The sequence below is a fragment of the Mycobacterium colombiense genome (genome assembly GCF_001665835.1).
Taxonomy (GTDB): Bacteria; Actinomycetota; Actinomycetes; order Mycobacteriales; family Mycobacteriaceae; genus Mycobacterium; species Mycobacterium colombiense_A.
Genome location: NZ_LZSX01000089.1, coordinates 79,720 through 94,963 on the forward strand (window position 1 = coordinate 79,720; position 15,244 = coordinate 94,963).

General features: G+C 67.2%; 14 protein-coding genes and 1 tRNA gene. 5 read left to right on the plus strand and 10 right to left on the minus strand.

Features of this window, described 5'->3' with window-relative positions; genetic code table 11:
• Positions 1–10: 10 nt before the first annotated feature.
• From A5760_RS22280 to fabG, 5 genes are read right to left on the minus strand one after another with little or no spacing between them, the layout of a single operon-like run.
• Entirely contained in the window at positions 11–703 is a 693-nt protein-coding gene (locus A5760_RS22280; protein WP_064884815.1) for a GntR family transcriptional regulator, read from the minus strand.
• 4 nt (positions 704–707) lie between these two features.
• Positions 708–1,901, minus strand: coding sequence for an acyl-CoA dehydrogenase family protein (locus A5760_RS22285; protein WP_064884818.1), 1,194 nt, complete (start codon positions 1,899–1,901; stop codon positions 708–710).
• A gap of 24 nt (positions 1,902–1,925) precedes the next feature.
• Positions 1,926–3,125, minus strand: a complete 1,200-nt coding sequence (locus tag A5760_RS22290) for a CoA transferase (RefSeq protein WP_064884820.1) — start codon at positions 3,123–3,125, stop codon at positions 1,926–1,928.
• Positions 3,122–4,342 (minus strand): acetyl-CoA C-acetyltransferase, encoded by a 1,221-nt coding sequence (locus tag A5760_RS22295; RefSeq protein ID WP_064884822.1) that lies wholly within the window; start codon positions 4,340–4,342, stop codon positions 3,122–3,124. The genes A5760_RS22290 and A5760_RS22295 overlap by 4 nt, the downstream gene beginning before the upstream one ends.
• The gene (gene fabG, locus A5760_RS22300; protein WP_064884824.1) at positions 4,339–5,079 is read right to left on the minus strand and encodes a 3-oxoacyl-ACP reductase FabG; all 741 of its coding nucleotides are present in this window, start codon (positions 5,077–5,079) and stop codon (positions 4,339–4,341) included. The genes A5760_RS22295 and fabG overlap by 4 nt, the downstream gene beginning before the upstream one ends.
• 123 nt (positions 5,080–5,202) lie before the next feature.
• On the opposite strand from fabG, the gene A5760_RS22305 reads away from it, so the two are divergent.
• From A5760_RS22305 to A5760_RS22315, 3 genes are read left to right on the plus strand one after another with little or no spacing between them, the layout of a single operon-like run.
• Entirely contained in the window at positions 5,203–6,375 is a 1,173-nt protein-coding gene (locus tag A5760_RS22305; RefSeq protein ID WP_064884826.1) for an acyl-CoA dehydrogenase family protein, read from the plus strand.
• 29 nt (positions 6,376–6,404) lie between these two features.
• Positions 6,405–7,226 carry a mycofactocin-coupled SDR family oxidoreductase gene (locus A5760_RS22310; protein WP_064884828.1) on the plus strand — a complete coding sequence of 274 codons (822 nt, stop codon included), beginning with the start codon at positions 6,405–6,407 and terminating at the stop codon, positions 7,224–7,226.
• A gap of 49 nt (positions 7,227–7,275) precedes the next feature.
• On the plus strand, positions 7,276–7,704 hold the full coding sequence (locus tag A5760_RS22315; protein WP_064884830.1) for a pyridoxamine 5'-phosphate oxidase family protein: 429 nt from the start codon (positions 7,276–7,278) through the stop codon (positions 7,702–7,704).
• Between the two features lie 4 nt (positions 7,705–7,708).
• Here the strand turns inward: A5760_RS22315 and A5760_RS22320 are convergent, their stop codons facing one another.
• From A5760_RS22320 to A5760_RS22330, 3 genes are all read right to left on the minus strand, one after another.
• Positions 7,709–8,785 carry a phosphotransferase family protein gene (locus A5760_RS22320; protein WP_064884832.1) on the minus strand — a complete coding sequence of 359 codons (1,077 nt, stop codon included), beginning with the start codon at positions 8,783–8,785 and terminating at the stop codon, positions 7,709–7,711.
• A gap of 87 nt (positions 8,786–8,872) precedes the next feature.
• A complete protein-coding gene (locus A5760_RS22325) occupies positions 8,873–10,609 on the minus strand; it encodes an ABC transporter ATP-binding protein (protein WP_064884834.1) in 1,737 nt (578 codons plus the stop codon).
• Positions 10,606–13,221: an ABC transporter ATP-binding protein/permease gene (locus A5760_RS22330; protein WP_064884836.1), complete on the minus strand. Its 2,616-nt coding sequence runs from the start codon at positions 13,219–13,221 to the stop codon at positions 10,606–10,608. Before A5760_RS22330 ends, A5760_RS22325 begins: the two co-directional genes overlap by 4 nt.
• A 258-nt stretch (positions 13,222–13,479) precedes the next feature.
• Between A5760_RS22330 and A5760_RS22335 the strand changes: the two genes are divergently transcribed.
• Positions 13,480–13,905 carry a thiol-disulfide oxidoreductase DCC family protein gene (locus A5760_RS22335; protein WP_064884838.1) on the plus strand — a complete coding sequence of 142 codons (426 nt, stop codon included), beginning with the start codon at positions 13,480–13,482 and terminating at the stop codon, positions 13,903–13,905.
• Positions 13,906–13,911: 6 nt separating this feature from the next.
• Here the strand turns inward: A5760_RS22335 and A5760_RS22340 are convergent, their stop codons facing one another.
• Together A5760_RS22340 and A5760_RS22345 are read right to left on the minus strand one after the other, a co-directional pair.
• On the minus strand, positions 13,912–14,271 hold the full coding sequence (locus tag A5760_RS22340) for a hypothetical protein (RefSeq protein WP_196772175.1): 360 nt from the start codon (positions 14,269–14,271) through the stop codon (positions 13,912–13,914).
• A 60-nt stretch (positions 14,272–14,331) separates the two neighbouring features.
• Positions 14,332–14,416: transfer RNA gene (locus tag A5760_RS22345), tRNA-Leu, on the minus strand.
• An 87-nt stretch (positions 14,417–14,503) separates the two neighbouring features.
• On the opposite strand from A5760_RS22345, the gene A5760_RS22350 reads away from it, so the two are divergent.
• The gene (locus tag A5760_RS22350; RefSeq protein ID WP_064884842.1) at positions 14,504–15,241 is read left to right on the plus strand and encodes an LAGLIDADG family homing endonuclease; all 738 of its coding nucleotides are present in this window, start codon (positions 14,504–14,506) and stop codon (positions 15,239–15,241) included.
• The last annotated feature ends 3 nt before the right edge of the window (positions 15,242–15,244 follow it).

Below are 15,244 nucleotides of genomic sequence, written 5' to 3' on the forward strand. Positions count from 1 at the left end.
GGGTGCGGGTTCACGAGGACGTTTGACCGCCCCCGTCGGCCACCACCCCGCGCGCGATCAGGTGATCGATCAACGGCACCGCGCCGGCGGCAAGATGTTCCGACATCGCCGCGCGGGCAAGCTGGTCGTCATGCTTTTTCAGCGCGGACAGGATCCGCCGATGGTCCTGCATCGATTGTTCGGGCCAGCCCTCGATGGCGGGAAACACCGATTCGGGGGCATAACGGGTGATCTGCGACATCAGCTGAGCGAGCTTGGGCGAGTCCGCCGCGACGTTGATGGCGCGGTGAAATTCGTGATTCAGCCGCACCGTGCGTTCGTGTTCATCGCCGGCATAGGCGTCCTCCAACTGCGCCTGGATCTCCTTGAGTTCGTGCAATTGGTCATCGGTGATGTTGAGCGCCGCCCGCGCGGCCAACTCACCACCCACGTGCGCCTGCACGTTCGCCACGTCGGTGACGTCGCGTCCGGTGACCGGCAACACCACAAAGCCCCGGCGCGGCTGCTGGTTGATCAGGCCTTCGGCGCACAACGCAAACAGCGCCTCACGCACCGGTGTGACACTGATACCCAACTCCGCGGCCAATTGGTCCAACCGGACGTACGATCCGGCCGCGTACGCCCCGTCGAATATCCGCCCGCGGATGATCCGCGCGACGTCCTCGGAAAGTTGAGGCCGCGCAGCGAATTCCGGAACGCTCATCCGCTTACACCTGATACTCGGCGAGCAGTCGCTTGCTGATGATGTTCTTCTGGATCTCGCTGGTGCCCTCGCCGATCAGCAGGAACGGCGCGTCGCGCATCAGCCGCTCGATTTCGTATTCCTTGGAATAGCCGTAGCCGCCGTGGATCCGGAAGCTCTGCTGGGTGACCTCGGTGCAGTACTCGCTGCACAGGTATTTGGCCATCCCGGCGGCGACGTCATTGCGCTCCCCCGAGTCCTTCAGCCGCGCCGCGTTGACCATCATCAGGTGTGCCGCTTCGACTTTGGTCGCCATCTCGGCGAGCTGGAAGGCGATGGCCTGGTGCCCGGCGATCGGCTTGCCGAAGGTCTCGCGCTGCTGCGCGTAGCGCACCGCGAGCTCGAACGCACGAATCCCGAGACCGCACGCACGCGCCGACACGTTGACGCGGCCGACCTCGATGCCGTCCATCATCTGGAAGAAGCCCTGGCCGGTGGTGCCGCCGAGCACGTCATCGGCACCAGCCTGGTATCCGTCGAAAATCATCTCCGTCGTTTCGATGCCCTTGTAGCCCAGCTTCTCGATCTTGCCCGGAATGCGCAGGCCGGGAACGACTTCACCGAAACCGACCGGCTTCTCGACGAGGAACGCGGTGAGGTTGCGGTGGGGTTTGTCCGACCCTTCGTCAGTGCGCACCAGCACCGCCACCAGCGTGGAGGTGGCGCCGTTGGTCAGCCACATCTTCTGGCCGTCGATGGCGTAGCTGCCGTCGGGGTTCCGCCGGGCCCGGGTGCGGATCGCGGCCACGTCGGAACCCAGCTCCGGCTCCGACATCGAGAAGGCGCCGCGGGTCTCACCGACTGCCATCCGCGGCAGGAACCGCTGCTTCTGCTCGTCGGTGCCGTGCTGGCGCAGCATGTACGCCACGATGAAATGCGTGTTGAGCACGCCGGATACGCTCATCCAGCCGCGCGCCAGCTCCTCGACACACAGGGCGTAGGTCAACAGCGACTCACCCAACCCGCCGTACTCCTGCGGAATCATCAGGCCGAACAGGCCCATCTCGCGCATCTGGTCGACGATCGCCTGCGGGTAGGTGTCACTGCGTTCCAGTTCGGCCGCGTGGGGAATGACTTCCTTCTCGACGAATTTCCTTACGGTGGCGATGATCTCAGTCTGCACCTCGGTCAATCCGAGGGTCTGGGCGAGTTTGGTCATGTGCTGTGATTCCCTTCCGGCTGCTCAGCAGGCGATGGTCTTGGCGTTGGTCAGGCGCTCGATGTCGGCGGCGCCCAACCCCAGACGCGCAAGGACGTCGGCGGTGTCCTGCCCCAGGGCCGGCGCGGGCGCGCTGGCCGGATGTGTGCCGTCGAACGCGACCGGCAGGCCCGGGGCGAAGTAATCGCCGAGACCGGGCTGGCGCAATCGCGAAAACATCTGATTGTCGGTGACCTTCGGTCCCGCCGCGACCTCGGCGAAGGTGCGGTACTGCTCGAATAGCACCGTGGTGGCGGACAGCGTGGTGGTGATCTCGTCGGCGGTGTGATCGCTGAACCAGGTGGCGAACAGACTCGACAGGACGTCACGGTAGCGGTAGCGGTCGCCCTCGGACCCGAAATCGGCGCCCAGCGCCTCGGCGAGCGCCGACACCGCGGCGCCGGTGCCCGTCACCGCGAGCAGGTCGCGAAAGTGCCTGCCGGTCAAGGTAACCACCATGAACCTGGCGCCGTCGCCGCTGACGAAGTCCTGCCCGTACTGGCCGTAGATGGCGTTACCCAGCCGTTCGCGTTGCGTCCCATTGACTTGCGGTTCGGTCAGCAACCCCAGGTTGGCCGCGGTGGCCAGGGCGACGTCCTCCAACGCCAGGCTGATCCGCGCTCCCGTCCCGGATTGCTCGCGGTGTCGGACGGCGGTGACGACCGCCAGCGCGGCGTACAGCCCGCAGCACACGTCCCAGGCCGGGAGCACGTGATTGATCGCGCCGCCATGATCGGCCGGACCGGTGACGAGCGGATAGCCGAGACCCGCGTTGACCGTGTAGTCCACTCCGGTGGAACCGTCGCCGCGCCCGAGTAATTGAACGTGAATCACGTCGGGGCGGTTGGCCGCCAGCACTTCGTGGCTGAGCCAGGACAATCCCGCGGCGTTGGTCACCACGATGCCGTCGCCCTCGATGATCAGCCGCTGGACCAGTTCGTGGCCCTCCGGGGAACGCAGATCGATGGTGGCCGAACGCTTTCCCTTGTTCAGGCCGGTCCAATAGATCGAGGTGCCATCTGCCGCCAGTGGCCAGCGTTGCACATCCGATGCGCCGCCGATCGGGTCGACTCGGATGACTTCTGCGCCAAGCTGACTCAGGGTCATGCCGCACAGCGGAGCGGCGACGAAACTCGACACCTCCACGACGGTGAGGCCGTCCAGTGGCAACGCCGAACCGGTCATCGCGATGCGACCCGTTCGAAGACGGCCGCCAGGCCCTGGCCGCCGCCGATGCACATGGTCTCCAGGCCGTAGCGCGCCTCGCGGCGATGGAGTTCGCGCGCCAAGGTGGCCAGCATCCGGCCGCCCGTCGCGCCTACCGGATGGCCCAGCGAGATACCCGAACCGTGCACGTTGGTCCGCTCGTGATCGGCGGCGCTGAAGTTCCATTCCCGCATCACCGCAAGCGCTTGCGCGGCAAAGGCTTCGTTGAGCTCGATGAGGTCGATGTCGGACAGCTGCAGGCCTGCCTTGGCCAGCGCGACCTCGGTCGCGGGTACCGGTCCTATGCCCATGACGTTGGGGGCGACCCCCGCCACGCCCCACGAGACCAGGCGCACCAATGGCTTCAGGCCGTATTCGTCGGCCTTTTCCGGTGTGGTGACCACGCACATCGATGCCGCGTCGTTCTGCCCGCTGGCGTTGCCGGCGGTGACCGTCGCGTCCGGATCATCCTTCAGCAGAACGGGTTTGAGCTTTCCCAGCGACTCGACCGATGTGTCGGCGCGCGGATGTTCGTCGGTGTCGACGAGTTCCTCGCCGCTGCGGGTGCGGACCGCGACCGGGATGATCTCCTCGGCCAGGACGCCGTCTTTCTGCGCGGCGACGGCGCGCTGGTGGGATCGCACCGCGAGCTCGTCCTGCTCCTGGCGTGAAATGCCGTACTGGCGGCGCAGATTCTCGGCCGTCTCCAGCATTCCGCCCGGCACCGGGTAGTTCCGGCCGCCGGCGGTGGTGCGTCCCCGGGCCAGCCCATCGTGCACCTGTACGCCGTTGCGCGCGCCGCCCCAACGCATGTCGGTGGAGTAGAAGGCGACATTACTCATGCTCTCGCAGCCCCCGGCGACGACGAGGTCGTTGTCCCCGGCGCCCACCTGCAGGCACGCTTGGATGACCGCCTGTAGGCCCGAGCCGCAACGCCGATCGACCTGCATGCCCGGAACCGTCACCGGCAGACCGGAATCCAACGCCACCACGCGCCCGATCGCCGGTGCGTCGCTGTTGGGATAGCAGTGTCCGAGGATCACGTCCTGCACGGCGTCGGGCGCCAGCCCGGTCCGCTCGAGCAGCCCTTTGAGGGCGGTGACGCCGAGGTCGACGGCGCTGCACGATTTGAATATTCCGCCGTAGCGGCCGATCGGGGTCCGAACAGGTTCACAGACGACGGCGTCGGCACTCATAGGTGGCGGCCGCCGGTGATTTCCATAACGGTGCCGGTCATGTACGACGACAGATCCGAAGCCAGGAACAGCGCCACGCTGGCGACCTCGCTGGGCTCACCGGCCCTTCCCAGCGGCACCTCGGCGACCTTGGAATCCCAAATGCGCTGCGGCATGGCCTCTGTCATGGCTGAGCGGATCAGGCCGGGAGCGATCGCGTTCACCCGGACCCCCAGATAGGCCAGCTCTTTGGCGGCCGCCTTGGTCATGCCGACGATGCCGGCCTTGGCCGCCGAGTAGTTGGTCTGGCCGATCATGCCGACCTTGCCGGACACCGAGGACATGTTGATGATGGCGCCGCGCTTGTTTTCGCGCATGACGTTGGCAGCCAGCCGGGTGCCGTTCCAGGTCCCCTTCAGGTGCACGTTGATCACCTGATCGAACTGCTCCTCGGTCATCTTGCGCATCGTCGCGTCCCGGGTGATCCCGGCGTTGTTGACCATGATGTCCAGGCCGCCGAAACGCTCGACGGCGGTCTGGATCAGGGTTTCGACGTCGGACGACTGGGTGACATCGCACCGAACGGCGACCGCGACATCATCGCCACCCAACTGCTTGGCCACGACCTGGGTTTCCTCGAGGTTGACGTCACCGAGCACGACTCGCGCACCCTCCGCGACGAAGCGCTCCGCGATGGCCAGACCCAGCCCCTGCGCTCCGCCCGTGATTACCGCGGTCTGACCTGTCAACAACGCCACTGTCGATCACACACCCTTCACTGTTATCGCCTCCACCGGGCACCCGTAAGGCAAATATCATATTTGATATAGGATCCTGCCCTGAACCGGGGTGCCCCGGATCGAGAGAGGAGTGTGGAGCCCATGGCCACCGCCGAAGTCGCGGAAGTCTCCGACGAGGACTTCCGCGAGATCCTCGCTCAGACAAGGCAATTCGTCCGCAGCGCCGTTGTCCCCCGCGAGCAGGAGATCCTCGACACCGATCGCGTCCCCGACGACCTGCGCGACGAGGCCAAGAAGATGGGCCTGTTCGGCTACGCGATTCCCCAGGAGTGGGGCGGCCTTGGCCTCAACCTGATGCAGGACGTCGAGCTGGCGATGGAGTTGGGCTACACGTCATTGGCGCTGCGGTCGATGTTCGGCACCAACAACGGCATCGCCGGACAGGTGCTGGTGGGGTTCGGCACCGACCAACAGAAATCCCGCTGGCTGGAATCGATCGCATCCGGAGACGTCGTCGCCTCCTTCGCACTGACCGAACCCGGCGCCGGATCGAACCCGGCCGGCTTGCGCACCAAAGCCGTTCGCGACGGGGATGATTGGGTCATTTCCGGGCAGAAGCGCTTCATCACCAACGCGCCCGTCGCCAATCTCTTCGTGGTGTTCGCGCGCACCCGGCCTGCGGACGACCAGGGTCCGGGGATCGCCGTCTTCCTGGTCCCCGCGGACGCCGCCGGCGTCGAGGTGGGCGCCAAGGACGCCAAGATGGGCCAGGAGGGCGCCTGGACGGCCGACGTCAACTTCACCGACGTCCGCGTCGGCCCCGATGCCCTCGTCGGCGGCAGTGAAGACCACGGATACCGCGCGGCCATGACCTCGTTGGCCCGCGGGCGGGTGCACATCGCCGCCCTGGCGGTGGGCGCCGCCCAACGCGCGCTCGACGAATCGGTGTCGTACGCCGCCACCGCGACCCAGGGCGGGACGCCGATCGGAAGCTTCCAATTGGTGCAGGGCATGCTCGCCGACCAGCAGACCGGGGTGATGGCCGGACGTGCGCTGGTGCGCGAAGCCGCCCGGCTGTGGGTCGCCGACGAGGACCGCAGGATCGCGCCGTCGGCCGCCAAGGTCTTCTGTACCGAAATGGCCGGCAACGTCGCGGATCTCGCGGTGCAGATTCACGGCGGCACCGGTTACATGCGAGGCGTCGCCGTCGAACGCATCTACCGCGATGTGCGCCTGCTGCGACTGTACGAGGGCACCAGTGAAATTCAGCGGTTGATCATCGGGGCGAATCTCGTCAAGGCCGCGCAGCGGTAAGAGTGGCCGAACCCAGTAGAGGAGCAAGTATGAGCGGCAAGCTTGCCGGAAGAGTGGCATTCATCACCGGCGCGGCACGCGGCCAGGGCCGGGCGCACGCGGTGCGCTTGGCCCAGGAAGGCGCCGACATCATCGCCGTCGACATCGCCGGCAAGCTGCCGTCCTGCGTGCCCTACGACCCGGCGACGCCCGACGATCTGAGCGAGACCGTGCGCCTGGTCGAGGCGGCGAACCGCCGGATCATCTCGTCGGTCGTGGACACCCGCGACTTCGACGGTCTCCGAAAGGTCGTCGCGGAGGGTGTCGCCGAGCTGGGCCGGCTGGACATCATCGTGGCCAACGCCGGGGTCGCGGCTCCGCAGGCATGGGACGACATCACGCCGGAGGACTTCCGCGACGTCATGGACATCAACGTGACGGGCACCTGGAACACCGTGATGGCCGGTGCGGACAAGATCATCGAGGGGGGCCGCGGCGGCTCCATCATCCTGATCAGCTCCGCGGCGGGAATGAAGATGCAGCCGTTCATGATTCACTACACCGCCAGCAAGCACGCGGTCACCGGGCTGGCGCGGGCTTTCGCCGCGGAGTTGGGCAAGCATTCGATTCGGGTCAACAGCGTGCACCCGGGTCCGGTGAACACCGCGATGGGCTCCGGCGACATGGTCAACGCGGTGGGCAAGACCATGGAAACCAACCCCCAGCTGTCGCACGTCCTCACGCCGTTCCTGCCCGACTGGGTCGCCGAGCCGGAGGAGATCGCCGACACCGTGTGCTGGCTGGCCAGCGACGAGTCGCGCAAGGTCACCGCAGCGCAGATCCCGGTCGATCAGGGCTCGACGCAGTACTGATCATCGGTCGCGCGGGAATAGCTCTACCGCCCCGGCGTTTGCACTCGTCATGAAAGCCTTCAGCGAATCCGAGCGCCAGGAGTTCCTCGCCGACAAGCATGTGGCGGTGCTGTCCGTCGCCGCCACCGAAGGCCGCCCGCCGGCCAGCGTCCCGATCTGGTACGACTACACCCCCGGAGGAAACGTCCGGATCATGACCGGGGCGTCCAGCCGCAAGGCCCGCCTGATCAAGCAGGCGGGCGCCGTGACGCTGGTGGTCCAACGCGAGGAGCCGCCGTATCAGTACGTGGTGGTGGAAGGCACCGTCGTCGAGACCACCAATCCGGCCCCGGCCGACTTGCAGGAATCGATCGCCATCCGTTACCTCGGCGAGGAGGGCGGGCGCGCATTCGCGGCCAGCATGGAAGGCGTCGAGGAGGTGTTGTTCACCATCCGGCCCGACCGCTGGCTGAGCGCCGACTTCACCGGCGACCTCTGAGGTCTCAGCCGATCAGGTCCAGCGTCCCGAGCTCGCGGATCGCCTGGCAGCCGCGGCTGAGCATGGCCAGCACCATGTCGTCGCCGCGCTCGGTGGCCGCGGCGAACGCGAAACCCAGGGCCGAGATCAGCGGTGCCTGCAAAACGCCGAGCCGGTAATCGCGCCAACAGGTTTCGCGGTCGTAGTCGCTGACCCCGCCGGCCGTCAGCGCGCGGTGATAGTCGGTGACGAGCTCTTCCTCGATGCCCGCGCGCAGTTGCGAATCGAGACTGGTCGCCGTGAAGTAGGCGAGATCCCGGGCCGGCAATCCCACCCCCAGCGTCTGCCAGTCGACCACGCTCACCCTGGTTCGTTCGGGGTCGAACAGCAGGTTGTCCAGCCGGTAGTCGCCGTGCAGCAAGGCGAACCGGTCGTATTCGGACAGCAGCCACGGCGCGATCGATCCCATTGCCGCAGTGAAGGTGTCGCGGTCTTCCGCGCTCATCCGATCGCCCAGCTTCTCCAGCGTGATGTCTGCGCTGATCTTCGCCACCTCGCCCATGCCGTTGGCACCGGCCTCGTCCGGCCGGCCGAACGCGATGCCCGGGAAATCGAGCCAGACGGGATCACACCAACTGGGCGCGTGCAACCCGGCCAGAGCGGTAACCGCAAGGCGCGCTTCGGTTTCGCCGCAGCCGACGAGCTGATCGCCCTGCACCGCCGGCGCCTGATCCGCCAACAGCAGGGCGAAATCCATTGCATCATCAGTGATCTCGGAATAGAAGCACCGCGGTGTGGGCACCTGGACCCGGTCCACCACCGAGGAGTAGAACGCGCATTCGCTGCGGTAGCCGATGACCACCCGGTCGCGCACCGTGTCGTCCTGGGCGGGCAGCTTGATCACAAAGGTCTGCGGCAGATCCCCGGGATCGATCGCATAGCTAGCGGTCACCCGGTAGGTCGCCCCCGTCTGTCCGGTGCCGATCGCGACCACGTCCACGCCGGCGACCTCGACGGGTGTGCCGCTGCCGGACAGCGCGGCCGACAACCACTGCGGGGTCACGTCGCCGGGGTATCGCGGTATCGACAGCACAGCACTCATAAGCAGCACGCCTCCTGTACGCAGACAGCTCGGTCCGACTGACAAACTGTAAGGCATACCGCAAGAGTTGCGGTCAACCGCGGTGCGCTAGTCGGCCAGAATCCGCCATTCGGCGGCTTCGTGCTGCTGGCGCCAGAATTCGTCGAAACGGCCGCCCGCAGCGAGCAATTCGTCAACCGTTCCAGCCTCGACAACGCGGCCGTTGTCGAGGAACAGGACGCGGTCGGCGTGACTGATGCTGGCCAGCCGATGCGCGACGATCACCTGGGTGCGCGATTGCGGGTCGGCGGTGAGGGCGTCGACCACTGCGGCCTCGTTCTCGGTGTCCAGCGCGCTGGTCGCCTCGTCTACCAGCAGTATCGGCGCGGGCTTGAGCAACGCGCGGGCGATGCTGACCCGTTGCCGCTCGCCACCGGACAGTGCCGAGCCGGCCTCGCCCACCACGGTGTCGGCGCCGTCGGGCAACCTCCCCACGAGCTCGTCGACACGCGCGAGCGCCACCGCCCGCGCGAACCGCTCGTCGCCGGCGCCGGGGTCCCCGGCGAACACGTTGTCGCGGATCGACCCGTGGAACAGGTAGGGATGCTGGAACACCACGCTGCTGGCCGCACGTCGGGCGTCGCCGTCCAGCGTCGCCGCGTCCACCCCGTCGATGAGCACCCGGCCGCGGGTGGGCTCATGCAGCCCGGCGATCAGCGCCAGGATGGTGCTCTTGCCCGAACCGGACGGTCCGACGATCGCCGTCGTGCTGCCCGGCTCCAACGCGAAGCTCACCCCGTCGAGCACCGGCGCGCCCGCGCCGTCGTAGCGGAACACCACATCGTCGAACTCGATACGGGGCGCCGCGGCGCCCGTCAGCGTGCCGGCGCCGGCATTCATCAGCGGCGCGGTGAGCACTGAACGGATGTTGTCGAGCGTGGTGCGGGTGCTCTCCAGCGCCGGCGCCAGCTCACTGATGGTGGTGAACGGTTCCAGGTAGCGCACGATGACGACGACCAACGCGATGGCCTCGGCCACCGTGAGCGTCCCGTTCACGGTCAGCGTAGTGGTAGTCCCGGCCAGCAGGATCAGCGCGAGCTGGCTGGCGAGGCTGAACAACAGCTGCCCAGGGACCTGCATGGAAAGCAAGCGCATGGTGGCGCCGTGTTGTGCGGCCAACGCATCGCCGACCAGGCTTCGCGCCGGCTCGACGCGCCGCGCAGCCCGCAGCGCCTGTTGGGTGCGGGCGAACTCGATGATCCGCTCGGTGAGCGCGCTATTGGCGTCGGCGGCCGCGGCATCGGCGCGGCGCGCCAAGCGGGCCGACGCCCACAGCGCGCCCAACAGCAGCGGCAGGCCACCCAGCGCGGCAGCCCCCAGCTGCCAGGAGACCGGCAGCAGGACCACCGCGATGGCGGCGGGCAGCAGGATGGCGGAGATCAGCGGCGTGAGCAGGTTGACGACCAGGCCGACGAGTTCCGGTCCGGTCGCCGCAATCGCCTGCCGCGCCGTCGCGGTGTGCTCGGCGGTGAACCAATCCAGCCGCACGCCGGGCAGTCGATCCGCCACATCGTGCTGGCTGTGATCCAGTACCGCGAAGCCCAGGTTGAAACCGATACGCGCGGTTGCGGTGTCGATGACCCAGCCGGTCACGGTCGCCACGGTCAGCCAGCCCAGCCAGACCAGGGCGCGCTGCGGCTCGTCGCTGAACAACGCCCCGACCAGGGGGACCAACAGCACGGTGGCCACCGCGCGTACCACCACGGAGATCAATGCCAGCACCGTGTAGGTGATGACCCGGTCGCGGCGATCCACCGGAACCAAACTCAACCACGTGCGAATCATCGTGCCCCCTCGCCCGTCGCGCCGGCGGGCACCCGGTCACGGCGGCCGCCCTCCCACAGCCGCCGGTACCGGCCGTCGGCGGTCAGCAACTCGTCGTGAGTGCCCCGTTCGACGATGCGGCCGTGATCGAGCACGACGATCTGGTGGGCCCGGGTGATCGTGTGCAATCGGTGCGCGATCACCAGCACGGTGCGGTCCTGAGTCAGGCGGTTGAGGGCTTGCTGCACAAGGTATTCCGATTCGGGGTCGGCGAAGGCGGTGGCCTCGTCGAGGATGAGCACCGGGGTGTCGGCCAGGATCGCGCGGGCGATGGTGAGCCGTTGCCGCTCGCCGCCGGAGAGCCCGCTGCCGGCGCCGAGCATGGTGTCGTAGCCGTCCGGCAGTCGCATGATGCGGTCGTGGATCTGTGCCTCGCGCGCGGCCTGTTCGATTTGCGCCGCGCCGGCATCGGGGACGGCCAGCGCGATGTTTTCCGCCACGGTGCCGTGCACCAATTGCGTTTCCTGCAGCACGAATCCGACCTGAGCATAGAGCTGGTCGGCGGTCATCGACCGAATGTCCTGTCCCCCAACGCGTATGGATCCGTGCCCGACATCGTGGAACCGGGCCAGCAAGGCGGCCAGCGTCGACTTGCCTGATCCGGAGGGACCGACCAGCGCGGTGACCGTGCCGGGCCGCAACGTCAGCGAGACGTCGTGAATGACGGGAACGTCGGGGCGGTAGCCGAAGCCGACGTTGTCGAACACCACCGTGGCGGCCGGATCCCGGTGGGCTTCGTCGTGGTCTCGCACGGCGAGGTCGGCCTCGTCGAGCGTGTTCTGCAGGCGCCGCGCGGCCAAGATGCCGGCGCGGACGCCGCCGAGGCCGTAGGCGATGCCGAGCAGCCGTGCGCCGAAGGTGGTGCCCAGCAACAAGAACGGCAGCAGATCCACCGGATTCATCCGGCCGGTGACCACCAGCAGAGTTCCTGTGACCGCGATGAGCCAGAGGAACGTGGCGGGACGGGTGACCAGGTCCATGAAGGTCTTCTTGCCGGCCAGCGGGCGCTGCCAGGCGACCAGGAAGCCGACGTATTCGTCCAGGCGGCGCCGGAAGCTGGATGCGGCGGCACCACCGAAGACGCGGATCACCGGTTGGCCTTCCAGGTATGCGCCGGCCTCGCCGCTCATCGTCTCTGCCCAGCGCTGCGACTGTGGGATGCGCGGGCCCGACTGAATCGTCAGCGACGACGTCAGCACCAGGTAAACCAGGACGGGCACGAACAACACCAGCGCCACCCGCCAGTCGACGGCGAACAGGTAGACCAGCACCGCGACCGGTGCGACGGCCGCGGCCACCGCGTCCGGGATGGCGTGAGTGACGAGGTAGTGCAACGACAGCGTGTCGTCCTGCAGCAGTTGCTTGATCGACCCCGACCCGCGTGCGGTGAACCAGCCCAGGGGTAACCGAGACAGCTTGTGCAACAGTCGCGATCGCAGGTCGCGCGCGAATCGTGCGTCGACGACGTGGAGCCAGAGAGTGAGCGCGGCACCGAGCAACGCACCCAGGCCCAGGAGGGCCACCGCGGCGATGCCAATATCCCACAGCCGGGACGCGGGCGCGCCGGAAACCAGCAGCCGGGCCAGCTCGACCAGCAACACGAACGGCGCCAGTTGCACCAGCGTGATCACCGCCTGCAGCACGCCCGAGACGATCAGCGCCGACCGCAGCGGCGCCAGCAGCCGGCCGGCGCCCTGCGCACGCCAGTTCCCGCGGGCTGCCGGGACGGGGGCCGCGTCGGATGCCTGCGGAGCCGACTCCAGTTGCGCCGCAATGTCTTCCGCGGAAACGCTGGGTGTGGCGCTGTCGGGTGCGTCCGGCTCGTCGCCGCGCCGGGTGCCCATCGCGCGCCCGGCGCTCCAGTAGGCCTGGGCGTGCACCTCGGATTTGGGAAAGCCGAACTCGTCGCGCAGCCGTGCTCGGACCTGCTTGAGCGTCGTGGCCTCGGGCGTCGCCCACGCGTACCAGTTCGACCAATCCCGGCTCTCGATCGCCGCGGCCAGCGACTTCTCGTCGTGGCGGGCAACCCAGTGCAGCCGCAGCCGGGGATGCTGCGCGACCGGGATCAAGGTGTCGTCGTCATCGTGCTGTTCGAGGTACATCTCGATCGGGACGTCGTCGGGGATGACCCCGATGATCCCGTTCATCCCCGGGATGGACGCCGAGTCGCCGATCAGCAGGTAGCCGGCCGGCGGCTCGTCGGGGACGTCGAATCGCGACGAGCCCATCAGGGCCATCACCGCGATGGTCGCCCCGGGCTGCACGGTGCGCGCCCATGACGATGCCGGGCCCGCGGGATCGTGCAGCACGATGTCGACCGCGAAACGGCCGGCGGGAACGTCCGCCTCCGAGATCGTGTAGGCGCGCTGGAATTCGGTCTTCGATCCGTCCGGGTCCGGGAACCAGAACCGCAGCCACGCGGCCGGTTCGGCATCGACGTCTTCGAACAGCGTCGGCGACGTCATGCGCACCCGCACGAAATGCGGCGCGATCCGGACGGTTTCGATCACCGTCGCGGTGTGGTCGCGCGCGCCGAAGCTGCGCAGCATCACACCCTGGAATCCGCGTGCCATTAGCGGTCCTTTCTCGCGGCGCCTCGCGCCGCGAGGCCTCGCCGATCTGACGACCCGGACGGGTTCACCGCCACGAGGCCACGGATCGATGTGGCCCGCATGGGCCGCGCACACCCTGAATTCGACGACCCCACGCAGGCGGCACCGTGCCGCGGATCGCCGGCCAGCCGGTCACGACTTGGTACGTTACCCCCACAAACTAAGGGTTGCCTTACCATAGGTCAACCTCGGCCCCGCCCACTCAGTAACCTGGGGCACATGAGCGGTGAGTCGGCGGCGCCCGTGCTGCTGTACGACGGAGTCTGCGGGGTGTGCAACCGGTCGGTGCGCACGATCCTTCGGTTCGATCCCAGCGGTCCGCTGCGCTTCGCGGCGTTGGAGAGCGTATTCGCCAAAGCGATCATCGAGCGGCACCCGGAGATCGGCAGCGTCGACTCGGTGGTGTTTGTGGATGACCCGGGCGGGCCCTCCGAACGGGTGGCCGTCCGATTCGAGGCCGTGCTGCGCGTGGCGGATTATCTCGGCGGACCGTGGCGAATGTTCGGGGTCGCGCGCGTCATTCCGGCTCCGCTGCGCGATTGGCTCTACGACCGATTCGCCGCGATCCGCTATCGCGTCGGCGGCAAGTACGACAGTTGTCCGCTGCCGGCCCCAGAGGTTCGCGCCCGCTTCGTGGCGGACTGATCGGCATCAGTCGATGCCCGGCGCCGCGGCGAGGTCGGCTTGGGATTCCTTCCGCTTCAGCGCTGCGAGCTTGCGGTCCTCTTCGGCCGCCTGGCGGTGCTTGAGCGCAGACCTGCGGTGCACGTCCGTGTGCAAGACGCCCTGTTGAACGGCTTGATCTTGAATTTTCGCGACCCGCTCGTGCCGAACCGCGGATGCCTCAAAGCTCTGCGCGGTAGACAACCCCGCCCGGGCGGCGCGTACGCGGGCCGCGGCGGCATCGTGTTCGGCGAGTTCGACATCTTCTGCGGTGAAGGCTTTTTCGCCTCGTGGTGAGGGCTCGTATCCGATGGGCATGGCGTCTCCCTTGTGTCCCGTGAGTTCCAGATACCCACCAGGGAGGGTTTGACGCTTACGTCTTCAAGATTTCGTCTCGGGTGTCGACAGTGCGGGCGGAGGGACTCGAACCCTCAAGCTCTCACGAGCACCGGCACCTAAAGCCGGCGTGTTTGCCGAATTTCACCACGCCCGCGCGCGTAGCGATCGTACAGCCTCGACGACTCCACAACCTGTCGGTCATGGGACCTAGCTTTGCTCATAACTGGAGAGAGGTATCTGCATGCGGTCCGGGGAACAGTTTGACGCTGCCAGGCGCCTCATCGCGGCCGGCGTAAACGACTGCGCTATTTCAAGACACGTCGGTGTGCCACGAACGACAATTCGGGACTGGCGCCAGCGGAAGCAAATTCGCACCAGGCTGATGAGCGGACCAGGATGCGGCATCGGTCATGATTTTCTCGCGCTCCCCGCGGCAGCATATTGCTACCTGCTTGGCCTGTATTTGGGCGACGGCCACGTATCACGATCTCAGCGCGTATGGCACCTAAGAATTACTCTCGACAAAAAGTACCCGGGGATCGTCGAGCGTTGCCGCACCGCGGTCAACCTAGTTATGCCTGGGCAGCATGCAGCAGTCCATCCCCAGCCAACTGGGTGTGTCGTCGTCTCGCTGTATTCAAAACACTGGCCGTGTCTGCTCCCTCAACATGGCCCAGGCCGCAAGCACCTAAGGCCGATTCGGCTGGAACATTGGCAGCAGGTTCTGGTTGAGCAGGCCACCGAGGAATTCATTCGCGGATTGATCGATAGCGACGGATGTCGTGTCGTGGCCAACGACCGCGGGGTTCGAAGCGTCCGATACCACTTCTCGAACCGTTCCGACGACATCCGCGAGTTGTTCACCGGAGCGCTCGACAACCTTGGCATCCCGTGGACCCGGTCGAGCCGCTATGTCATTGCCATTTATCGAAAGGCGGCGGTAGCGCGGCTCGACGAATTCGTCGGGCCCAAATCATGAGCG